Origin of the sequence: Micromonospora sp. NPDC005174 (assembly GCF_040608495.1) — a bacterium.
GTDB lineage: Bacteria > Actinomycetota > Actinomycetes > Mycobacteriales > Micromonosporaceae > Micromonospora.
Map to the genome: position 1 here is coordinate 1 of NZ_JBEXIJ010000022.1, position 22,189 is coordinate 22,189.

General features: G+C 71.3%; 22 protein-coding genes. 5 read left to right on the forward strand and 17 right to left on the reverse strand.

Annotated features, from left to right (window positions below; genetic code table 11):
* The coding region (locus ABZU91_RS22365; RefSeq protein ID WP_355243594.1) for an endo-1,4-beta-xylanase at positions 1-535 on the reverse strand (535 nt) is incomplete at its 3' end.
* Between the two features lie 623 nt (positions 536-1,158).
* Here ABZU91_RS22365 and ABZU91_RS22370 point away from each other — a divergent pair.
* Both ABZU91_RS22370 and ABZU91_RS22375 read left to right on the forward strand, forming a co-directional pair.
* Complete coding sequence (locus ABZU91_RS22370) at positions 1,159-1,983, forward strand: hypothetical protein (RefSeq protein WP_355243597.1); 825 nt, start codon at positions 1,159-1,161, stop codon at positions 1,981-1,983.
* Positions 1,984-1,995: 12 nt separating this feature from the next.
* Positions 1,996-2,277, forward strand: a complete 282-nt coding sequence (locus ABZU91_RS22375) for a hypothetical protein (protein WP_355243600.1) — start codon at positions 1,996-1,998, stop codon at positions 2,275-2,277.
* Positions 2,278-2,338: 61 nt separating this feature from the next.
* Here ABZU91_RS22375 and ABZU91_RS22380 read toward each other — a convergent pair whose 3' ends face one another.
* From ABZU91_RS22380 to ABZU91_RS22450, 15 genes are all read right to left on the reverse strand, one after another.
* On the reverse strand, positions 2,339-2,725 hold the full coding sequence (locus ABZU91_RS22380) for an AtzH-like domain-containing protein (RefSeq protein WP_355243603.1): 387 nt from the start codon (positions 2,723-2,725) through the stop codon (positions 2,339-2,341).
* 36 nt (positions 2,726-2,761) lie between these two features.
* The gene (locus ABZU91_RS22385; RefSeq protein WP_355243606.1) at positions 2,762-4,390 is read right to left on the reverse strand and encodes a regulator; all 1,629 of its coding nucleotides are present in this window, start codon (positions 4,388-4,390) and stop codon (positions 2,762-2,764) included.
* A 12-nt stretch (positions 4,391-4,402) separates the two neighbouring features.
* Positions 4,403-5,095 (reverse strand): isochorismatase family cysteine hydrolase, encoded by a 693-nt coding sequence (locus ABZU91_RS22390; RefSeq protein ID WP_355243609.1) that lies wholly within the window; start codon positions 5,093-5,095, stop codon positions 4,403-4,405.
* Between the two features lie 9 nt (positions 5,096-5,104).
* A complete protein-coding gene (locus tag ABZU91_RS22395) occupies positions 5,105-5,794 on the reverse strand; it encodes an isochorismatase family cysteine hydrolase (RefSeq protein ID WP_355243612.1) in 690 nt (229 codons plus the stop codon).
* Between the two features lie 38 nt (positions 5,795-5,832).
* On the reverse strand, positions 5,833-7,638 hold the full coding sequence (atzF, locus tag ABZU91_RS22400) for an allophanate hydrolase (protein WP_355243614.1): 1,806 nt from the start codon (positions 7,636-7,638) through the stop codon (positions 5,833-5,835).
* A gap of 84 nt (positions 7,639-7,722) precedes the next feature.
* Complete coding sequence (locus tag ABZU91_RS22405) at positions 7,723-8,379, reverse strand: GntR family transcriptional regulator (protein ID WP_355243819.1); 657 nt, start codon at positions 8,377-8,379, stop codon at positions 7,723-7,725.
* 147 nt (positions 8,380-8,526) lie between these two features.
* Positions 8,527-9,450, reverse strand: a complete 924-nt coding sequence (locus tag ABZU91_RS22410; protein WP_355243617.1) for a SpoIID/LytB domain-containing protein — start codon at positions 9,448-9,450, stop codon at positions 8,527-8,529.
* Positions 9,451-9,456: 6 nt separating this feature from the next.
* Positions 9,457-10,341, reverse strand: a complete 885-nt coding sequence (locus ABZU91_RS22415; RefSeq protein ID WP_355243619.1) for a peptidase inhibitor family I36 protein — start codon at positions 10,339-10,341, stop codon at positions 9,457-9,459.
* Between the two features lie 38 nt (positions 10,342-10,379).
* Positions 10,380-11,237, reverse strand: coding sequence for a peptidoglycan-binding domain-containing protein (locus tag ABZU91_RS22420; protein WP_355243622.1), 858 nt, complete (start codon positions 11,235-11,237; stop codon positions 10,380-10,382).
* A gap of 175 nt (positions 11,238-11,412) precedes the next feature.
* Entirely contained in the window at positions 11,413-12,336 is a 924-nt protein-coding gene (locus ABZU91_RS22425; RefSeq protein ID WP_355243625.1) for an NBR1-Ig-like domain-containing protein, read from the reverse strand.
* 119 nt (positions 12,337-12,455) lie between these two features.
* A complete protein-coding gene (locus tag ABZU91_RS22430) occupies positions 12,456-13,034 on the reverse strand; it encodes a dihydrofolate reductase family protein (RefSeq protein ID WP_355243627.1) in 579 nt (192 codons plus the stop codon).
* Positions 13,031-14,230, reverse strand: coding sequence for an RNA polymerase sigma factor (locus tag ABZU91_RS22435; protein WP_355243630.1), 1,200 nt, complete (start codon positions 14,228-14,230; stop codon positions 13,031-13,033). The genes ABZU91_RS22430 and ABZU91_RS22435 overlap by 4 nt, the downstream gene beginning before the upstream one ends.
* A gap of 20 nt (positions 14,231-14,250) precedes the next feature.
* Positions 14,251-14,604: a YciI family protein gene (locus tag ABZU91_RS22440; protein ID WP_355243633.1), complete on the reverse strand. Its 354-nt coding sequence runs from the start codon at positions 14,602-14,604 to the stop codon at positions 14,251-14,253.
* A 44-nt stretch (positions 14,605-14,648) separates the two neighbouring features.
* Positions 14,649-15,062, reverse strand: a complete 414-nt coding sequence (locus ABZU91_RS22445; RefSeq protein ID WP_355243636.1) for a DUF6069 family protein — start codon at positions 15,060-15,062, stop codon at positions 14,649-14,651.
* Positions 15,063-15,214: 152 nt separating this feature from the next.
* Entirely contained in the window at positions 15,215-15,865 is a 651-nt protein-coding gene (locus tag ABZU91_RS22450; RefSeq protein WP_355243639.1) for a TMEM175 family protein, read from the reverse strand.
* A 266-nt stretch (positions 15,866-16,131) separates the two neighbouring features.
* On the opposite strand from ABZU91_RS22450, the gene ABZU91_RS22455 reads away from it, so the two are divergent.
* Both ABZU91_RS22455 and ABZU91_RS22460 read left to right on the forward strand, forming a co-directional pair.
* Positions 16,132-17,634, forward strand: coding sequence for a DUF1996 domain-containing protein (locus tag ABZU91_RS22455; protein ID WP_355243642.1), 1,503 nt, complete (start codon positions 16,132-16,134; stop codon positions 17,632-17,634).
* Positions 17,635-17,807: 173 nt separating this feature from the next.
* Positions 17,808-18,893: a hypothetical protein gene (locus tag ABZU91_RS22460; protein WP_355243645.1), complete on the forward strand. Its 1,086-nt coding sequence runs from the start codon at positions 17,808-17,810 to the stop codon at positions 18,891-18,893.
* Between the two features lie 69 nt (positions 18,894-18,962).
* Here ABZU91_RS22460 and ABZU91_RS22465 read toward each other — a convergent pair whose 3' ends face one another.
* Positions 18,963-20,558: a hypothetical protein gene (locus ABZU91_RS22465; protein ID WP_355243648.1), complete on the reverse strand. Its 1,596-nt coding sequence runs from the start codon at positions 20,556-20,558 to the stop codon at positions 18,963-18,965.
* A 271-nt stretch (positions 20,559-20,829) separates the two neighbouring features.
* On the opposite strand from ABZU91_RS22465, the gene ABZU91_RS22470 reads away from it, so the two are divergent.
* A complete protein-coding gene (locus tag ABZU91_RS22470) occupies positions 20,830-21,999 on the forward strand; it encodes a hypothetical protein (protein WP_355243650.1) in 1,170 nt (389 codons plus the stop codon).
* The last annotated feature ends 190 nt before the right edge of the window (positions 22,000-22,189 follow it).

The window sequence follows — 22,189 nt, forward strand, 5'->3', positions numbered from 1 at the left end:
CGTTGCCGGTGCGCTGCAGGTTGGAGTCGCGCCGCCCACCGCTGCCACCGTCGGCGAACGCCTCGTTCACCACGTCCCAGGCGTAGATCTTGCCCTGGAAGTGGGTGGCGACCTGGGTGACGTGGTTGATGGCGGCGTTACGCAGCGCGGTCCCGGACATGCCCTGCGCCCAACCCGGCTGCTGGGCGTGCCACAACAGCGCGTGCCCCCGCACGCTCATGCCGTTGGCCTGGGCATGGCTGACGAGACGGTCCCCACCGGTGTAGCTGAACCGACCCTGCTGGGGCTCGGTAGCGTCCCACTTCATCTCGTTCTCGGGGGTGACGCTGTTGAACTCGCCGTTGAGGATGCTGGTGTACTGGCCGTCGGAGAGCTTGCCCGTCGCGACGGCGGCGCCGAAGTAGCGGCCCTTCTCGGCCGCCGATGCCTTCAACGTCGTTCCGGCGCTGGCCATGGGTGCCAGCGCGACCGTGATACCCGCGGTCAGCGTGACCGCGAGGGTCGCCGTCGCCAGCAGATTCCTTCTCAATGTCATGTCGTTCCTCTTCGGTGGGTGCATCGGCGGTGGTGAGGTGCCACTTCGCTCAGGACGACCTGTTCCCGGCGGCGCACGTCGGCTGGGCCACGGAATCCGGGACGGTCATCCTGGCCCACCGCGCACCGACGCACGCGGGATCGACCGGCGTGCACCGGGAACCACACGAGTCCTGAGACGGCGTCCGCTGCCCGTGGGGACGCCGTACGTCGAGGCGCGACCGCGGGACCCGCCCGGTGAGCCACCGACGCCGCCGACCTCTGCATCGAGAGTGAGCGATAACATGCTGTTCGTCAAGACGTAACGAGCCGGCCACACGACGCCCCGCACGGCACCGGTTCGCGGAGCGCAGCTCATCGTCGCCACTCAATGCCGGTACGGGATCGGACCGGCGGGCCGTGCGTCTCGGACGCGGCGGACGGGCCGAACGCGAGCCTTGTTATCGCTCACAGGGCGGGCTGGGCACCCTGACCGGCGTCGATCCGCCGGTGGCAGGTGTAGCCGGAGTCCCGAGGGGGCAACAACCCGCGCATGGGTGGGACGCCACGGGTCGACGAGCGACTGCTCGGACAACGGCACCGGCGTGTCGAGCCGGGCCGGGCGCGATCGTCGCGGGCATCCGCGTGACACGCCCGAAGCACTGCCCGCCGCCGGCGGCGCTCGGCGCGGTGGCGCTCGGCGCGGCCGCGCTCGCGGCGGCCCTGGGCGCGGAGCCCGCCGCAGCGGAGCCCGCCGCAGCGCAACTCGTCTCCGTCGATCTCGTCTCCCCAGCGCCGGTGCCGATGCCCAGCACCACCGGCTCGGTGGACGATCCCGGGGCACCAGGCATCGTCGGCTCGCTGCTGCGGGGCGTGCTCGAGACTCCGCTGCACATCGACCTGCCCCTGCCGACGGCTCTGCCCCTGCCGCTGCCGACGGCTGTCCCGCTGCCGACGGCCACCCCGCTGCCCCTGCCGACGGCCACCGTGCCTCGCCTGCCGACGACGGAACCGTCCGCACCCGCGCCCACTCGACCGCCTCGTACGCGACAGCCGTCCTCGCCACCCACCGCGCCCACACCGGTCGCCCCGTCGGCCACCCGCGCCACGCCGCCGGCGGCCCCGCCCCAGACGGTGCAGGCGTCCCGTGCCGACGGCGTCGACCGTCGTCTGCCGGCGCGCGAGCGGACGGCGATGACCGCCGCACCTGCACCGACGCCGGTCCCTCCCGCTCCCCCGCTACCGGGACCACCGGCGCTGGTCCTGGCCTTCGTGTCCGCACCGACCAGCACGAGCGCCGGTGGTGCCGACCTGGCGGCGTCGGCCACCGACGGGCCGCCGGCCGTCGGGCCGCTGCACCGGGGACGCGCCGTCCTCCCCTTCGACAATCGAGCCACCGGTCGACCCGTGGAGCGGGGTCCCCCGCCACCACGGCAGCTCCTGATCGCCCATCCGCGTCCACGACGTTGATCAGGAGAGATCATGGAGCTAGCCGTCATCTGGGTACCCGCCCACATCGAGCCGTCGGAACACGCCATCGCGACGTGTCTGACCCACCTGCGCCGACATGAGTACCGGCTGAACGGGATCGTCCGCGCATCGTGGGAGACCGTCGAGCAGAAGATGGTCGACGGCGAGGTGGACGTGGTCGTCATCGCCGACCCCGCCCACCTTCCGCCGGACCGGTCGCCCCGGATCGAGGTGGCCGCGCCGCTGTCGCGCGCCGACGAGGACCACCGGACGCCCGGCACGCCGTTCGGCTGACACCACGAAGCGCCCCGTCCAGTCTGGACGGGGCGCTTCGTCGTACGGCCTGCCGGCCAGCTCAGTCGACGTTCGGCGCGGGCTCGGAGACGTGGGCGGTGACGATGCGCCAACCGGCGGGCAGGCGTACCCAGGTCTGGGTCTGCCGCCCGGTCGCGGCGCTGTCGGCGTACCCGAATCGGGTCGTCACGACCGCGAGGTCCGCGCCGAACGTGCTGATCCTCGGGTCGACCAGCCGGCGGCCCGCCGGCAGCGGTGGCTGCGCGGCCCGCCACTTGCGCTGCTCGTCGAGCCCGTACTGATGGTCGGCGATGCCGAACCGCACCGTCCGGTCGGAGTCCCAGAAGTACCCGCAGATCGCGTCGGCGTCACCGTCGACGAGCGCCCGCTCGTATCCCGCGAAGGCCGCCGCCACCTCGGCGACCACGTCCGTGCGATCGATCTCCATCTGGTGCCGTCCTCTCCATCGGTCCGGTCGGGCGGTTCAGCCACGCACCGCCGCGGGATGCTGTTCGGCGGGTTCCTGGTCGGTGGTGGGCGCGGCGGCACCGGGCGCCTCGTCCAGCTCGGCCTCCCCCGGGTCCGGTTCGCGTGGCGTGGGACGGCCGAGCGCGAAGACCGCGCAGATCACCGCGACGAAGAGATAGCCCAGGGCCACCTGCCCGTTGGCGTTCCACTCGATCCGCTCGCCGTGGATCAGCCCGATGAACGACAGCACCGCGCCGGAGGCGGCGAAGATCGCCGCCCGGACGAACCGCTTGTCGATGACGAAGACCACCACCGCGCCGAGCACCAGGCCGGCGAGGATGGCGCCCCGGCCGAGCACCAGCAGCCCGTCGTACACGACGCCGGCCCCGTTGAGCGCGTCGTCGCCGACCGCGGCCGCGCTGGTGCCGGCCGCCGCCAACGCGTTGTCGATCTGCCCGGTCGCCCAGGCCGCGATGTTCGGCACCAGCGCGGCGACCACGGCCGCCGCGTGCGCCCGTGGGGTCGCCTGGAACGCCTGCGCCCCGATCAGCAGGCCGATGTAGAGCAGGATCGGCACGATGGCCGCCGTCGGGAAGATGGCCGCGAGCAGCCCGAACATGCCGAGGAAGCAGAGCACCGCGATCACCACGCCGGTAGCCATCGAGTAGCCGCTGCGGCCACCCGCCGCCTTCCAGCCCGGGTGGCCGACGTAGACGGCGGGCGGGAACGGCGAGCCGAGCGCCGCGCCGATCACCGCGCCCGCGCCGTCGGCCAGCAGCACGCTGCGCAGGTTGTAGTTGTCCCCCGCCGTCGCCGCGCTCTCCACGTTCGTCATGCCCTCGGTGAAGTTGTAGACGCCGAGGGGGATGGCCGTCGCCAGCAACGGCGCCATGTCGGACAGCCCGGTGAACAGCAGGTCCAGCTTGAACGAGGGTACGGCGACCGCGATGTCCCGGGCGGCGGCCGTCACGTCCGGCACCGACATCGCACCGCCGGCCCAGCCGATGGCGGTGCCCACCAGCAGGGCCGCGAGCCCGATCGGAAAGTTGAACGGCAGCTTCACGTCGGTGAGCAGGCCGATCAGCAGCAGGGCGAGGACGGGTAGGGCCACCCAGGCCATCCGCCACATCTGCCCGGCCGGGTTCATCGAGATGAAGGTGATCGAGATTCCGGCGAGGGTACCGAGCAGCGCCGCCCGGGGCGCGTACCGGCGGATGTAGGGCCCCACGAACGCGCCGATCAGCACGATCACGCCGATGATGAAGGCCCATGCCAGCCCGGCCTCCCAGGCCCGCACCGGGTCCTGGGTGCGCAGGTAGATCGGGAGCATGATGACGAAGATGACGATGAACATGTGCGGCACGCTCGGCCCGTACGGCAGGGCCGTCACGTCGGCGCGGTTCTCCCGACGGGCCAGACGGCGGGCCAGGTAGGTGTAGTAGATGTTGCCGGCGACCAGGGCGATGCCGAGCGCCGGCAGGATCGTGCCGAACACCTCCCCCTCGGGCAGCTTGACCACGCCGATGCAGAGCCCGGTCAGAGTGAGCACGTTGACCAGGACGTTGACGCCGAAACCGAAGAACGCGTTGGTGTCGCCGCGTACCCAGAACGGGAGCGGCACGACGGTGGGCTTCGTGGAGACCATGACTGCTCCCGGTCAGGAGGAGGGTTGCAACGCGGACGTGGTGGGCAACACGGCACGGACCTGCGTCGAGTCCGCGACCCACCCGAAGATCCCGCCCTGGGCGGCGATCATCTCGAGCCCGACCCGGTGGAACTCCGGGAAGTAGGACCCGACACAGTCGGCGAGCACGAGGCACTCGTACCCGCGGTCGTTGGCCTCCCGGACGGTGGTGTGCACGCACACCTCGGTGGTGACCCCGGCGACCAGGAGGCTGCGGATGCCCCGCTCGGCGAGCAGGACGTCCAGGTCGGTGGCATGGAAGGCGCCCTTGCCGGGCTTGTCGACGACCGGCTCGCCGGGCAGCGGCGACAGCTCGTCGATGATGTCGTGGCCGTACTCGCCGCGGACGAGGATCCGGCCCGTCGGCCCGGGATCACCGATCCGCTTGCTCGGCGTGCCCCGGTTGAGCTTGGCCGGCGGGCAGTCGGACAGGTCGGGAAGGTGCCCCTCGCGGGTGTGCACGACGGCCAGGCCGACGGCGCGGGCGTCGGCCAGCAGGGCCGCGAGCGGCGCGATGGTACGGCGTAACTGGCTCACGTCGTTGCCGAGGCTCGCACCGAACCCACCGGGTTCCAGGAAGTCGCGCTGCATGTCGATGACGAGCAGCGCCGTGGTCGGGATGTCGAAGGAGTACGGGCCGGGCCGCGCGTCGGCGATGGTCGGCATGGGCTCACCTCATTTCGCCGTGGCGGCGATGACGTCGTCGGATGTGGTGACGCAGCCGAAGACGCCGCCCTGCATGGTGACCATGTGCAGTGCCGCGTCGTGGTTGGCCTTGTCGGTGGCGCCGGTGCAGTCGGAGAGGATCAGGCACTCGTATCCCCGGTCGTTCGCCTCGCGCATGGTGGTGTGCACGCAGACGTCGGTGGTGATGCCGGTGAGGATCAGGTGGGTGATGCCCCGGGTCCGGAGCACGAGGTCGAGGTTGGTGGCGTAGAAGGCGCCCTTGCCCGGCTTGTCGATGATCACCTCGCCGGGCAGCGCGGCGACCTCGGGCACGATCTCCCACCCCGGCTCGCCCCGGACGAGGATCCGGCCGGCCGGACCGGCCCCGCCGATCTCCGCGCCGATGCGGGCCGAACGCCAGCGCTTGTTGGCCGGCAGGTCGGACAGGTCGGGGTCGTGCCCCTCCCGGGTGTGCACGACCAGCATCCCGAGCGACCGGGCGTGCTCCAGCAGCCGGGCGGTGGCCGGCAGGCCGGCCTGGGTGAGACCGATGTCGTAGCCCATCGCGTCGACGTAGCCGCCCGGCCCGCAGAAGTCGGTCTGCCAGTCGATGCAGAGCAGCGCGGTCCGCGCGGTGTCGGCGACACCGTCGTACGGCCACGGATAGGGGTTGGCCGGTACCGGCCCGATGCTTGCCATCCTCTCGCCTCCTGTCGTGATCGCTGGTACGGCCCGGGTCAGCGCCGAGCCGCGGCCGAGCGGCGGTAGGCCCGCCATCCACCGCTGGCGCTGATGTCCTCGGCCGGAGGGCCCGCGGCGTACGCCTCGCAGAGGAAGCCGAGGACGTCCCGCCCGTCGTGCAGTCGGACCCAGCCGAGCGACAGGGGTGCCGGCACGCCGGCCAGCAACCCACCGAGCGCGGCGCTGGGCAGTCGCCACAGCTCGACCTCGATCGGGTGGCCTGTCGGGGTCTCCGGCGCGACCCGGACCAGTCCGGGCAGCCCTTCGCCGTCGGCGGTGTCCATCCGGTAGAGCCGGTAGAGCGGCGCGGTACGGGCGACGCCGGCGAGGACCGCGCCGCGCCCGAGCAGTTCGCCGTTGCGGGACTCGCCGGTCAGGTGCCGGCCGACCACGGCGATCAGCACCTCGGCCGGGGGCGCGGCGGACATCGCGCCGACCGCCGGTCCTGGTGTCGCGTCGCCGCCCGTGGTGAGGGTCGCGGCCAGCCGGGCCAGGGTGGTGTCGCTGAACGCCGGGCCGAGCAGGGTCAGGCTCGCCGGTCGGCCGGCGGGGGTGAAGCCGTTGGGTACGGTCACCGCGGCCAGGTCGAGCAGGTTGGCGAACTGGGTGTAGCGGCCGAGCATGGCGTTGCGCCCGATCGGGTCCTCGGCGATCTCGTCGAGCGTGAACGTGGTGCCGACGGTGGGCACGACGAGCACGTCGACGTCCTCCCAGAGGTGGTCGACCTGGGCGCGCAGCTCACGCAGGCGGTGCCGGCCCCGGAAGGCGTCGACCGCGTCGTACCGCAGGCCGGTCTCCAGCACGGCCCGGGTCACCGCCAGCACCGACTCCGGACGCGTCCGCAGGAAGTCACCCAGGCCGACGAGCCGCTCCGCCACCCAGGGCCCCTGGTAGAGCAGGTCACCCGCCGCGAAGAAGGCGGCGAGTGGCACCGACCGCAGAGATCCGACGAGGGTACGCAGCAGTTGCACGCCGGCGGCGAAACGGGCCTCCTGCCCGGCGTCGCCGAAGAACTCGAGGTCTTCTGCCCACGGCACCCCGAGGCGTAGCGTCCCCGGCATGCGGGCAACCACCCGCTCCGCCGGCAACGGACGTCCCCACGGGTCGGCCGAGGTGACGCCACGGGCGGCGTGCAGCACGTCGACGGCGCCCGCCACGTCGGGAGCGAAGACCGACACGCAGTCGAGCGAGCGGCAGGCGGGCACCACACCGGCCGTGCTGAGCAGACCACGGGTGGGCTTGACGCCGACGATCCCGTTCAGCGCCGCCGGCACCCGGCCGGAGCCGGCGGTGTCCGTACCCAGGGCGAAGCTGACCTGGCCCGCGGCGACCGTGACCGCCGAGCCGGAGCTGGAGCCGCCGGAGATGAGGCCGCCACCGAAGACGCTCTCGCAACTGCCGTACGGCGAGCGGGCGCCCGTCAGGCCGGTGGCGAACTGGTCCAGGTTGGTCTTGCCGACGAGTAGCGCGCCGGCGTCGAGCAGTCGGCGCACCACCGGCGCGTCCTCGGAGGCCACGTATCCGAAGTCGGGGCAGCCCGCCGTGGTCACCATGCCGGCCACGTCGATGTTGTCCTTGACCGCGAAGGGGATCCCGTACAGGGGTGACGCGGGATCACCGTGGCGGGTCAGCGACTCGGCTCGGGCCCGCAGGTCGCCGGCCGGCACGGTGCTGATCCAGACCGGCCCGTCGGCGCTGGAGGCCAGCCCGTCGAGCACGCGTTCGGCCTGGTCCGTCGGGGTCAGGCGGCCCTCGCGGTACGCCGTCCGCAGGTCCGAGATGGATCCGACTGGCTTTGGCATACTGTCGATTGTCGACCGTTCTGTTACAGCGAGCGGCGCGTTCTGTAACGGGGACATGACGGCCTGCGCGCCCGGCTGCCGGCCCTAATCCAGATAGGAGCGCGCGCCGTGCCCGGACAGCACGGCGAGAACCTCCTCGGGGTCTCCCCCGGCGACCGCCTCGAACAACCGCTCGTGCCGGTGGACCCCGTCCGACGGCTGCGCCGCCTCCGCCTCACGCCGCAGGTTGATCGCCATGTAGAGCTGCAACTTCACCAGGATCGAGCCGTACACGGCGGAGAGCTGACGGTTGCCGGCGAGCGCGACCAGCGCGACGTGGAACGCCCGGTGCGACTCGGCGACCGCCATCCGGTCGCCGGCCCCTGTCGCCTCCCGCATCGCTTGAAGCGTCGCCCGTAACCCCGCCAGGTCGCTCTCCCTGGCCACCGGGATCCCCGCCCGCACCGCGAATCGTTCGAGGACGTCCCGTAGCTCGTACAGCTCCCGCACGTCGCGGTCGGAGAGCGTCGCGACCCGGACGCCTCGTCGGGGCACGTGCTCGACCAGCCCCTGCTGGGCCAGCAACCGCAGCGCCTCCCGCAGGGGCGCTCGGCTGATCCCGAGCCGACGGGTGAGCTGCTCCTCGACGAGGCGTTCGCCCGGATCGCTCTTGCCGCTGAGGATGTCCCGGGTCAGCCGGGAGACGGCGAGGTCCACCAGACTGACGCTCTCCAGCTCACCGTCCATCGTCGGTGCGGCCATGTCGTTCACGCTGACGAGTCTGCCACCCGTCGCCCTACGAGCGGCGCGGGCGCGTCCCCTCGGCCCGGCGACCGCTTCGGCCGCGCCGGGCCGACCACGAGCGTGCCGCCCGCCGTGTGCGGCGGGCGGCACGGTCGACGCGTGACGTCAGGAGATGACCACGTCGCGGTAGTAGTGGCGCAGGATCGTCTGGTAGCTGCTGCCCGAGTTGGCAAGATCACGCGAGCCGTACTGGGACAGCCAGTCGCCGTCCACCCAGCCACCGCACGCGGTGGTGGTCGCGCAGTAGTGCGCCCGCAGGATGTTGCCGCTCCGGGTCAACCGGGTCGACCAGGTCCGGTCCACCGCCGCCGACGTCGAGGTCTGCGCCGACGACGGCCGGTAGACCTGATCGCCCGTGTCGTCCCGGACGTCGTAACACTGGCCGCCGGAGGTCTTGCGGGTCGAGTGCAGCGCCCAGTACCAGCCGTAGCTCTTCACGGCCATCGCACCGGCGTCCAGCGAGGCAGCCGGCCAGCTCGACACCCACTCGTTCGGGAGGACGTTCTTGACGTACGTCTTGAAGTCGACCCGGTCGACGCGCCCGAGACCGACCCGGTAGACGAGGATGGTGCTCGGCAGCTTGCTGTTGGTGCCGTCGGTGCTACAGCCCGTCGGCCCGCTCAGCAGTTCGTGCGAGGCGTTGTTGTTCTTCAACGTGGCGTTGAGGTTGCCAGTCGCCCCGGCCGCGAAATCCTGCGTCGTACCGGCGAAGTTGCTGTTGAAGTAGACCCGCACGGTCTTGCCGGTCCGGTTCCACACCGACGCCGCGTTGTTCTTCACGCACAGGCCCTTGCCGGAGCCCGCGCCCTTGAAGTCGTAGCAGGTCGGCTGGGTCGTGCCGTAGTCGTCCAGCGAGTCGGTGAAGTCGGAGACCGAGCCGGCCTGGTTGCTGTTGTAGTAGTAGCAGAACTCGCCGCTGTCGCAGGTTCCGTCCCGTTCGGCCGCCGCTGCCGGCGAGGCCACGCTCAGGATGGAGGCGGACATGGCGAGGACGGCGCCGACGGCGGCGAGGCCCTTGCGGAGATTCATGACGTCCTACTTCTCGTTGTAGCCCTGGGAGTTCCAGAACGCGGTCGGGTCGGCGTTGTCCAGGGTGGGGTCGCCGACGCTGACGGCCGCGTGGGTCTGCCGACCGGCCCGGACCTCGACGTGGGTGTGCGCGCCCGAGCTGGACGACACCCCGTGCCACGACTCGTCGGCGATGATCTCGCCCTTGCTGATGGCGTCGCCCACGCTCACCCCGGACCTCGGCGCGGTGTGCAGGTAGATCACCGTCTTGTTGGACGAGGAGTTGTAGACCGAGATCGTGGACAGTCCGCCGCTGCCGGTGCTGCCCCGCGCGACGTAGGTGACCGTTCCGGAGACCAGGGCGTGCACGTCCGAACCGACGCTGCGGGCGATGTCGATGCCCTCGTGCCGGCCGGGCGTGGTGGTGTAACCGTCGAAGCCGCACGTGACAGTGCCGCCGCTGGCCTGGTACAGGGCGTACGACAGGTTCGTGCGCGTCGACGGCGAGAACTGGTGCGAGGCGTTGTTGTTCTTCAGCGTGGCGTTGAGGTTGGTCTTCGCACCGGCCGCGAAGTCCTGGTAGGAACCGGCGTAGCCGCTGTTGTAGTAGACGCGTACGGTCTTGGTGCTGCGGTTCCAGACCGAGGCAGCCTCGTTCTTGATGCACAGGCCCTTGCCGGCGCCCGCGCCCTTGAAGTCGTAGCACGAGGGCTGCTCGGTGCCGTAGTCGTCGAGCGAACCGGTGAAGTCCGAGAGCGATCCCGCGTTGTCGCTGTTGTAGTAGTAGCAGAACTCGCCGCTGTCGCAGACCCCGTCCCGAGCCGCTGCCGACGCGGGCGATGCGACGCTGAGGATCGAGGTGGCCGCGGCCAGCGCGACGCCGACCGAGGCGAGGCTTCTACGGATGTTCATGGTGTCCTTTCCGGAACGGTGCGGGGGGTGGGTGCGGGTCACTGCCCGCGCTGGTACTGCTCCCAGGTCTGGATCGGGATCTGGGGGCCGTCGTCCGGGCCACGGTTGGCCAGGCCGTTCATGCCGAGGTGGTAGTCACCGGTCTGGTGCTGCGCCTGGCTGGACAGGTCCGTGTCGCTGATCGCCGCGGCGTGGATGTGCCACGGCCAGTCGCCCTGACTCGGGTCACGGAGCCAGGCGGCGAAGCCGACCCGTCGCAGCGCCCGGACGACGGCGGTGCGTCGGGTCGCGGTCATACCGGTGACCGCGATGTCCACCACACCCCCGCCGTCATGCGTGCCGGCCGAGGTCGGGTCACCCCCGGGGTTGTACGAGCCCTGCTCGAGCACCAGCGTCTGGCCCAGCAGACGCTGCGCCTCGGCCAGCATCGCCTGGGTTCGGGCGTTCACGACGTACCCGTCGCGCGGGACCTTCGTGCCCGGTCCGATCGTGTTGGCGACCGTGTAGCGGTTCTGTCCGAGCTTCGTCAGCGACGTCACACCGGGCAGGCCGTTCGCGGCCAGGCCGGTGTAGCCCAGCGAGCGTTGGTACGCCGCGTACGCCGAGACGGTCACCGTGCCGAAGTAGCCGTCGACCCACTGCGCGTTCAGCAGGCCCTGCGCCTGCAACGCCTGCTCCACGGCGAGCACGGAGTTCTTCGCACCCGGAGTCAGGGTGTTGTCGGCCCGACGGGGGTCGATCTGGGCGGCCAGGACGGTGGCCTCCATGTCCACGATCGGCCGCGCGGCCGCGGTGGCGGTCCGCTGCGTTGTGGCACCGGATGCCGCCGCGTGGGCCGGGACGCCGACGGCCACGCAGAGCGCGGCGAGTCCGACGGTTAACCAGGGACGGCGCAAGGTGGCTCCTCCTCGTAGCTGGTGAGTCGTTCTCGGTTCGACCTCACCCTGCGAGAAGTGCCCTGGTGTTCGGTACCCCCGGCGGCCTGTCAGATCCGTCAGACCGTCACCGACCTCGATGAATGCGGTGTTGTCAGCTTGGCTCGACGCCCGTGTCTGACATCGCGACCTGACCTCAGGCGGTCACGGTGACCATGAAGTACACCGGCCGTCGGGTCGGGAAGTACTCCCGGCCAGCCTCGTCGACCATCTTCCAACTGACCCAGCACCTGCCAGGGACGCTCGGCGCGGTGACCCGAACACGGATCATCACCTGTTCGCCGGGCGGCGTGTCACCGATCGGCACCCGATCCGGTGTCCGGCAGCCGTCACCGTCGGCGGTGGGCTCCATCCGCGCCAGGTACCGGTTGTGCCACTCGACCTCTCCCACGTTGGCGAGCGCCCACACCTTGTCGAACTGGGCGTTCACCTTGACCTGGGTGCCGTCGGGGATGGTGACGTCGGCGACGAACCTGCTCGAGTCCCCGGGGATCAGCGAGTCCGAGTACGTCGTCGTGGACGGCGACGGGGTCGGTGACGCCGTCGGTGTGCCGGAGCCGCCCGAGCCCGACCGGCCACGAACGGTCCCACCCAGGACGACGGCCACCGCCACCACCAGCACCACCACTGCGGCGTTGAGCCACAGCAGACGCCGCCGCCGCGTACCCACGACGTCATCCCCGGCCTGCGGGGCCTCCACGGCCTGCGACACGCCCTGCTCCTTCGGCGCGGACGCGGCGACGACCGGCACGTCGTCATCGTCTCCGCCGGGCCGGGCGACCGTCCCCGGGCGCTGCGCGTCCTCCCATCGGCGCCGCCACAGGGCCTCGTCCGCCTCGCACGCTCGGACGAACTCCCGCGTGGTCTCCCACGAGGGAAAACGGGTCCCGGCGGCGGCCTCGTGCAGCGTCGTGTGCGAGATACGTCCTGATCGCCCCGCCATCTTGCGGAAGGACGGGTTCCCCGCCGTGCTGCGCAGTGCTCTCAACTGCTCGGCGAACCTCTCAGCGGCGGCCCGTCCGTCCTGACTCGACTCCGCGGCGGCACGCTGGTCCCTCATCAGTCCCCCATGCCAGACGGCTCCGTCAGACGTTGTCAGAACGTGTCAGAGGCTACCGAATGAGCCACGGCAAGCACCGATGTGGTGCACCGCGCCAACCGCCGTGTGGTGGAAAGGACTCAGGTGTGCCGGGTCGGTCGGTAGAGGAGTTCCTGGGTCCGACCGTCGAGCGTGCGGCTCTCGACCAGCTCCAGGTCGAAGTCCGCAGCCCCGTGGAAGATCGGCTCCGTCCCGGTCTGACCGGTGACCACCGGGAAGAGGGTCACCTGGACGAGGTCGACCAGGCCGGCGGCCATCAGTGCCCGGTTCATCGACAGGCTGCCGTGCGACCGCAGGGGCACCTCGGACCCCTTCTTGAGCCCGGCGACGACGTCGACGGCGTCACCACGGACGAGGGTCGCGTCCGGCCAGTCGAGCGGTCCCTGAAGGGTGTTCGACACGACAGTGGCCGGGAGGTTCGTCATCCGGGTGACCCAGGCGTCCCGGACGTCGGACTCCTCGGTGCTGTCGGCAAGCATCTGCCCGAACAGCTCGAACGTGCGGGCGCCGAAGACCATGCGGTGGTCCTCGCCGTATGTGGCGAGGCGACGCTGAAGCAACTCCGGGCCCTGCTTGCCCCAGTAGCCACCCCAGTCGCCGGTGGTGCTGCCGAAGCCGTCGAGGCTCATGAAGACGTCGAAGGTGTAGGTCGCGGTCACGATGGTCTCCTCGTGTGGGTGAGTTCGCTCCGGCGCGCCCCCAGGAAGGCGCGTTCGGTGTCGTTGCTGGTCAGTGCAATGGCCTCGTCGTAGGCGGCGCGGGCCTGCGCGTCGCGTCCGAGTCGGGCCAGCAGCTCGGCCCGGGTGGCGGGCAGCCGGTGGTAGCCGGGAAGGTCGATCGCCTCGACCGCGGCGAGGGCGGCCTCGGGGCCGTGCACCTCGGCCACCGCGACCGCCCGGTTGAGCGCCACGACGGGAGTCGGCGCGTGCGCCAGGAGCTGGTCGTACAGTGCCAGGACCTGCCGCCAGTCGGTGGCCGCGCCGTCGGTGTGCACAGCGCCGATCGCGGCCTGGATCTGGTACGGGCCGGGCTGGTTGCGCCGCAGACACCGCCGGACCAGATCGTGCCCCTCGGCGATGAGATCCCGGTTCCACAGTGAGCGGTCCTGGTCGGCGAGGAGCACCAGGTCGCCGGTCGGACCGAGGCGGGCCGGGCGGCGTGCCTCGGTCAGCAGCAGAAGGGCGAGCAGGCCCAGGACCTCCGGCTCGTCGGGCATCAACGCGGCCAGCTCGCGAGCGAGCCGGATCGCCTCGGCGCACAGGTCGGTCCTGATCATCGGCCCCGAGGTGGACACGTAGCCCTCGTTGAACATCAGGTAGAGCACGGTGAGCACGGGCGGCAGTCGATCCGGCAGCTCGTGGTCGGCGGGTACCCGGTACGGGATGGCGGCGTCCCGGATCTTCTTCTTGGCGCGCACGATCCGCTGGGCGATGGTCGTCTCCCGGAGCAGGTAGGCCCGGGCGATCTCCGGCACCTCGAGACCACCGAGCAGACGCAGCGTGAGGACCGTCCGCGCCTCCGGGGCGAGCGCCGGGTGGCAGCAGGTGAAGATGAGTCGCAGCTGGTCGTCCTTCACTGGTCCCACCTCCTGGGGCGCGTCCTGTTGTTGGAGCAGGAGGGCCTGGGCGTGCCGGGCCTCGCGGGTCGATTCCCGCCGAAGCCGGTCGATGGCCCGGTTGCGCGCGGTCGTCACGATCCAGGCGCCCGGGTTCGGCGGCGGCGTCTGCCACTTCTGCACCGCCGTGGTGAAGGCGTCCTGGACCGCCTCCTCGGCGAGGTTGATGTCGCCGAGGACGCGGGTCAGGGTGGCGACGCAGCGGCCGTACTCCGCGCGGTAGATGCCCGCCAGGTCCATGTCGGTCGACCGGCTCGTGGTCAGGCCTGGGACAGGTCGTCGAAGGGACGCACCTCGACCGGTCCGCAGGCCGCCGCGCACGTCTCGGCCCAGGCGAGCGCCTCGTCCAGGTCCGTGCACTTGATGATCCAGAAACCGGCGAGGTGTTCCTTCGTCTCCGCGAAGGGCCCGTCGCTCATGGTCGTGGCGCCGTTCTCGATCCGGACGACCGTGGCACTGTCCGGCGACACGAGGCCCCCGGCGAAGACCCAGACGCCCGCGGCCTGCATCTCGTCGTTGATCCGGCCGGTCTCGGCGAACATGGTCTCCGTCTCCTCGTCCGACATGGCGGGAGCGCCCTCGACGAGGTGCACGGACAGCAGATACTGCTTCATGACGATCCTTTCGGTAGTTCGACAGCGGGATGGTCGGTGACGGTTCAGGCGGCCAGACGGCGCGCGACAGCGGGGATCACGATCGCGGCCGCGACCAGGTGGGTGAGCATCAACAGCGCCTTGGTGGCCGTGTCGGCGTCGGCGATCACGTCCGGCACCAGGGACAGGACCGTCAGCACCACCGTCGTACGGAGGAACGCACGACGGGGGCGTCGCGCGAATCGGGACAGCAGCGCGGCGAGGACGACGCCGACCAGCGAGAAGGCGGTCGTCAGCACGCCGAACCCGGCGACCGGGATCGGGGCACCGCTCACGTCGAGGCTGATTCCTGCCGTGCGACCTGCGGCGGCGACGACCATGGTGGCGGCGCTCGCGGCGACCGTGGCGACGACACCGGCCCCGATCAGCGCGCCGAAGGCCGACGCGGTGGTGCGGGTGGTGTTCGCAGTGGTGGTCATCATGCCTCCCGGCGGGTGTGTGCCCGTCTCGATGCCGGGCCCTCACCCTGGCTACGAACAGAGCCGGTCCCGATCGACAGCCGCACCCACATTATTTTGGCGGCCTCGTCGCCGGTGTACGCCGAGTCGGTCCGCGGGTCCTCGGGTCCGGTTCAGCCGGGGCGGTGCGCGCTCTCGCCGTCCTCGCCGTCCTCGCCGCGGATGGGCAGGTAGTAGGCGGGCAGGAAGGCCGCGATGATGACGACGCCCGCGATCGGCAGGAACGCGCCGACGAGGACGCCGGAGCCGATCCAGGCCAGCGCGAGCGCGAATCGGCGACCGATGGCCCGGACGCCGAGGGGGCCGAGGCCGGGGTCCAGCAGCCGCGCCCGGCGGAGACGGGCCCAGATGACGTTGAACAGGGCCGCCGCCGCCCACAGCGTGGTGCCGTAGACGACGACCGCCGTGCGCAGTCCCTGCTCCGCGCGGAGCGCGTCGGCGAGCAGCGACGTGGAGAACGGCAGGAACGCGATGACCATCAGAAGCAGCGTGTTGAGGAACAGGACCTGACGGTCGACGTGCCGGACACGGTCGAACATGACGTGGTGGTTGACCCAGACCTGCCCGACAAGTAGAAAACTCAACGCGTACGCCAGGTACGACGGCCACAACGCCCCGAGGCCCCGCAGGAGGTGCCCGAAGTCCCTCGGCGGTTGGATCTCCAGCACGAGGAGCGTGACGGCGATGGCGAAGACGGCGTCGCTGAAGGCCACCAGCCGACCCGGCTGGCGCGTGAGCCGGGGGACGCCCGTCCTCGAAGGCATGCCTCCAGTATTCGACGCGAACACGATTCGTAACCGGAGAATTCGTCATCACCGAATCGGGACGCCAGGCGACCCCCGTCGACGGATTTAATACAAACTTAAGGCTGTGCGGGCCAAAAATTGTTATCCGACGTCGGAACGGCGGCCACCAGGAGACTTGCCCACCACCCTCCTTAATTCTTTTTCCGTACGTTGCCGCAAGCCCTGGACGTGCACATACTTCAGTCGACAGGAGCGTTATCGCCGACTCGAAGGAATCACTGGTAATGCGGACTCCCCCCGCGCACGTCGCACCGCCGGACCGGACGCGAAAGCGCCGCCGCCTCGCCCGCATCACGCTCGCCTCCGCGGTCGCCGCCGCCCTGGCCGGCAGCGGCATCTACATCGCCGGCGCCCAGGCCGAAGAGGTCGCCGTGCCGGGCCGCATCCAGGCGGAGGGCTTCGCGGCGCAGTCCGGCGCGCAGACCGAGAGCACCGGCGACGCCGACGGCGGCAAGAACGTCGGCTGGCTCGGCAACGCAGACTGGCTGCGCTACGACGGCGTGTCGATCACCGGAGCCGACCTGAAGGCCCGGGTCGCCGCGAACAACACCGACGGCGGCGCCGTCGAGCTGCGCCTCGGTACGCAGACCGGCACCCTGCTGGCCAGCTTCCCGATCGCCCACACCGGCGGTTGGCAGAAGTGGACGACGGTGACCGCCACGGCGACCAGCGTGCCGTCCGGTCCGCAGACCGTCTTCGCCGTCATGAAGAGCACCTCCCGGTCGGACTTCGTGAACCTGAACTGGTTCACGTTCGGCTCCGGGACCGCCACGACCCCGAGCGCGTCGCCCACGCCGAGCGCCAGCCCGGCGACGCCGACGACCCCGGCAACCACGCCGACCACCCCGGGCACCACGCCGGGCACGCCGCCGGCGGCCGGTTGGGTGCCGGTCGACCAGGCCCGGTGGAACCAGGAACTGGCGGCCTTCAACGCAATCAAGCCGAAGCCGGTGACGCCGGGGACCACCCGCGTCCCCGAGTTCCACACCGACTGCGAGCTCGCCAACTCGGCTCCGGACGACCCGATCGTCGTCCCCGGCCTGCCGGGCGCCTCGCACATGCACACCTTCTTCGGCCCGAAGGTCGACGCGTTCACCACGACCGACCAGCTGCTGTCCTCGAAGACCACCTGCAACGCTCCCGGTGACCTGAGCGCCTACTGGACGCCGGAGCTGCGCAAGGACGGCAAGCCCGTACCGATGAAGAGCTTCCGGGTCTACTACGGCTCGCGGGTCAAGGACCCGTCCACCGTCAAGCCGTTCCCGCCGGGCCTGCGGATGGTCGAGGGCGACGCCAAGAAGCAGGTCGACACGCCGAAGAACGCCGGCAGCAACCAGTTCTGGTGCGCTGGCAGCGCCGAGACCGGCCGCAGCGCCGACGGCAACTGGCCGGTCTGCGCCCCGGGCGGCAACCTCATCTTCCAGCTCGTCTTCAAGGACTGCTGGGACGGCAAGAACATCGACTCCCCCGACCACAAGTCGCACATGGGCGACCCGGTCAACGGCGTCTGCACCGGCAAGTACCCGGTGGCGGTGCCGGACCTGTCCTTCATGGTCAACTACCAGTCGCTGGGCGGGGACGGCCTCAGCCTCTCCTCCGGCAAGCCGTCCTCCATGCACGGTGACTTCATGAACGCCTGGGACCCGGCCCACCTCGGCCCCCTGGTGAAGTCCTGCCTGAACCAGAACGCCAAGTGCGGCACCGAGGTGACCTTCGCCGGCGGCTGACCCACCGGCGCCACACCGAGGACGGCCCCCACGCTCGAGCGTGGGGGCCGTCCGTCATGGACGGGCGGCCGGTGGCCGACACCCGACACCGCAGCGCGTAGTAGCCGATTGTCACCGAGACATCACCTACCGCACACTCCTCTCCGACACGTCCCTGTCGAATGGAGGAACACATGCGTCTCCGCTCGTTCGTGACCGCCGCGCTGGCTGCCGTCCTGGCAGCCAGCGCACTCGCGCCACCGGCGCCGGCCGCCGCGGCCACCGCCGACCGCTGGGGATTCGCGTACGTCAAGGACCCCACCGTCACGGTCTGGACCGTGCTGGACACCAGCCGGCAGTGGGGTAGCTGGAAGACGGCATTCCCGGCCGCCTGGGCCGACGGCGTCAAGCTCGCGCCCGGTCGGTTCCAGGTCCGTTTCCCGCAGGTGGGCGCGGGTGCGCGCGGCGTGCCGCACGTGACCCCGGTGAACCGGACCGGGCACTACTGCGAGGTGGTCCGCTGGTTCCAGTCCGGCGTCGACGAGATCGTCGACGTGCAGTGCCACCGACCCGGCGGCACACGCGAGGACACCCCGTTCACCGTGCTCTGGACGACCAGTTCGGGCGCGCTGCCGGCCGGCAATTCGCACGCGTTCGTGCAGTGGGCCAGCGGGGCGGTGGCGCAGTGGTACAACTCGACGGGGGTGGTGAACACGGCCGGGCCGGTGGGCGTCGGGCAGTATCTGGTGCGGCTGCCCGGCGTCGGGCTGGCCGGCGTGCTCGCCGGCAACGTGCAGGTCACCGCCGTAGAGCCGAACGCCGGACCCCGCCGCTGCAAGGTCTACTCGTGGAGCGCGGCCGGAACCGACGTGCAGGTCTACGTCTTCTGCTACGACCAGGCCGGGGCGTTCGTCAACACCGACTTCGCCCTCTCGTACCACCGTCGCCGGCCGGTGATCGGTTCCCTGGGCCCGCCGTCGTACTTCGGTTACCTGGGCACCGCAGTGGGCGGGCCCACCAACGACAACTCGGTGCTCGGCGTCGGCGCGAACACCGTGGCGGCGCTGGTGCCCGCCGGCCGCTATCTGGCGACCTTCCCGCAGGTCGGCCTCAAGGAGACGCACGCCCAGGTGGTGGCGCAGGGCGCCGGCAGCAACTACTGCCACCTCACCCAGGCGTGGACGTACACCACGAACGCCGACGTCGACGTGATCTGCTTCGACAACAGCGGCGCGGTCACCCCGCACCGCTTCCTGGCCACCTTCACCTCCCGGCTCTGACCGCACGCGGCGAATCCCGCCCACGGTCCGATCGGATCGGACCGTGGGCGGGACCGGGTGCCGCGGTGGTCAGCCGAAGCAGTTGGGTACGGGTGGGGCGCTGGGCGTGCAGTTGGTGGGGCGGTTGCCGCTGATGGCCGACTTGTCGTCCACGGACACCTGGCCACCGTCGTTGAAGACCCCACCCGGCGCCACCACGGAGACGTTCTCCGTCACCGTGGATTCGGTGAGGGTGAGGGTGGCGTTGTTGTAGATTCCGCCGCCGCGTGAGTTGGTGCCGAAGGCCTTGTTGCGGCTGACGAGGGTGTGCCGCAGCACGACCACACCGCTGCCGTTGTAGACGCCGCCGCCGTTCTCGATGGTGCTTCTCGTGCTGGCGGCGTTCTCACTGATCTGGCTGTCCTCGGCCACGAACCGGCCGATCTGGTTGAAGACGCCGCCGCCGCGTTGGCCGGCGTCGTTCCGGAAGATCTTGCCGTGCTGGAGCTGGAAGATGCCGTCGGTGAAGATGCCGCCGCCCTCGCTGCCGGTCGTGTTCTCGCTGACCTCGACGTTCCTGGCCGTGGTGGTGGCGTTGATGCCGGTGCGGATGCCACCGCCCCGGAAACCGGCGCTGTTGTGGTGCACGCGGACGTCGTCGAGCACCGCGGTGCTGGAGTTCGACAGCCCACCGCCCGCGCCACCGATCGGCAGGATGTTGACGACTCCGATCGTGCTGTTGTCGCTGAGGCTGGTGTTCTTCACGGTGAGGTTGCCGTTGTTGTAGACGCCCCCACCGTCGAACAGGGCGCCGTTGTCGCTGATCCGGCTCTCGTCGTCGCCGTAGCGCTCCCGGTCCTTGCCGTCCTTGTCCTTGCCGTCCCGGCCCTTGTCACCCTTGTCCTTGCCACCGTGATCGCTGCGGCCGAGGATCCGGGTGTCGCCGAAGTTGGCGATCCCGCCACCGGGGCCGTTGGTGTGGTTGAAGACCACGTCGATGTTCTCCAGGGTGGCCCGGCCGCCGACGTCGACGCGGATGCCGCCACCTCCGCCGCCGATCCCACTCGTGTCGTCGCCGCCCTTGATGGTGGCGTCGCGGAGCTTCAGGTCACCGCCGGTCCCCACCTCAAGGATCCGGAACGGGGTGGCGGCGGCAGCGCGGACGATGGTGGCGCCGTTTCCGTCGATCGTGATCGGCTGGGTGACGATCGGCAGGCCGACGGGGCCGTGGGGCACGGGCGGCTGGGGGGCCGACGCGGTGAGCGTGTAGGTGCACCCCTTGGCGAGTCGGAGTGTCGCCCCGTGCTCGGCGTTCGCGCGGACGATCGCGGCGATCAGCTCGTTGGCACCGCACGGTACGTCCCAGGCGTCCCGGCCGCCTCCGCTCCAGTCGTCATCCCCGTGCTCCTTGTCGCCCCCGTGCTCCTTGTCGCGACCGCCCGGATCGTGCTTGCCGCTGTCGTCGTCCGCCGCCCGGCTGCTGCCGGCAAGGACCTGTTTCCCGAACAGCGCTCCGCCCGCTCCGAGCGCTCCGGTCAGGCCTCCGGGCACGCCGACGGCAGCCAGACCGGCGACCCCGGTCAGGCCGGCCACCCCGGCGACGAGCCAGCGGGCCCTGCGCCTCCTCGGCGGACGTGGCTGCTCTGCCGCCGCATCGCTGACGTTCGGGTGTCGATGGTTGGACATATCTGGCCCTTCTCCGTACACCGTGTCTCTGTACGCCACAGTCGGCGCAGACAGCGACAAGTCGGTTGTCGCGCCCACGGGGAAGGTAGCCGAGCCGAACTCACATCAACCGGGCTTACGCGAATAAGTCCCACAATCGGTGCAAAAGGTGCGGGCAGCCACAGCAGGCCGCCCGACACTCAGTCCGCGCAGTGCGCATCAGCGGATGCGCATACGTGATGGCATCGCTACTATGGGTCAGCAATCCAGAGGGGAAGGGGGTCGTGCCCGCGTGCGAAGTCCCGTCAACGGAACCGCGCCGACGTCCGCGCCGGGTCGACCCACGCCGGTCGTGGTCAACCGTCTGCGCAGGCTCGCCCGGCGTCTGGCGCTGATCGCGGTGGCCGTCGGGGGCGGCTTCCTCCTGGCCCTCCTGTTCCAGGGGCCGGCCAGCGCCGACGGCACGCGCGGCAGTTCCGGCGACGAGCTTCATCGGCAGCTCGGCGCTCTGGTGGAGCCGGTCCGACAGGTCACCACCATCGAGCGCTCCGACCACGATCCCCGACGCGGCCCACGCGCCGTGGACCGCCACCATCACGGGCAGCGTGCCCCGCTGACCGGCGCGATCGCCGGTGTCGTCGGCGCACGCGATGTGCCGTCTCCGGCCGAGTCCCGCCGCCCGACCGACGCGGCGCGGATGTCCGTGCCGTCGTCCCGGGCCGGCACACTCGTACGGTCCGACGCCGCGCGGCACGAACGGCTGCGCACCTCGACCGCGGCCCGAGCGACTCATCGTCCCGCCCACCGCGCCCGCCCGCCCCGAGCGACGGCAGATCCCGCACGGCAGCCGACCGCCGCCGCGCCCGTTCACCGACAGCTACGCGGAGCGCTCGGTTCGCCCGCCGTGGCGGGCCTGCTCACCCCTGTGCTGCGACCCGCCGTCGATGTCGTGCGCGCACTGCCGATCGCGCCGGTCGTCACGGCCCTCCTGGGTGTCGTCGACGCCGTCCTGCCGCCCGCCCTCGGCGCGGTGATCGTGCCCGCGCCGAGGGCGCGGCCCGCTCCCCCGGCGCTCGAACCGGCCGGCGCGGCCTTCGCGCCGGGCCCGGCCGCCCTGCCAGCGTCACTGCCGGGTCCGGCGCCGCCGCCCGTATGCGCCGCGGCGACGCCACCCCCGGCAGCATCGCCGCCGACACCCGTGGCGGCGCACCTACCTCCCATGGCCCCACCGGGCCACCTCGCCGCGCGCCCGGCCCCACCGGCCGTAGCGGCCTACCCTCCGGGTCAGCCCGTCACCCCGGCCGACCAGGACGCCGCCGGCACCGACGGGGGCGCCACGCCCACGCCGGGTCTGGTCCGACCCGCTCATCGGCAGTCAGACCCCGGCACCGCCGCGCCCTGTCACCTCGTTCCGCTCTTCGTCGACACCCGAACTCCGTCTGCGATCGCCCGCCCGGGCTGAGGTCTCCCGCCGACTCCGGGCTGCTGGCCCGCCTGGTCGGTCTCATCCCGCTGGCCTGGTCGATGGCACCCGCGCCCGCTCGCACAATGGTGCCGCGGGGGTCCCTGGCCGTCCGACTTTTCGCGCACGACAGTCCTGGCCGCCCCGTGGACACTCCGGGTTCGGTGACCGTCGTGACGTGCACCTGAGA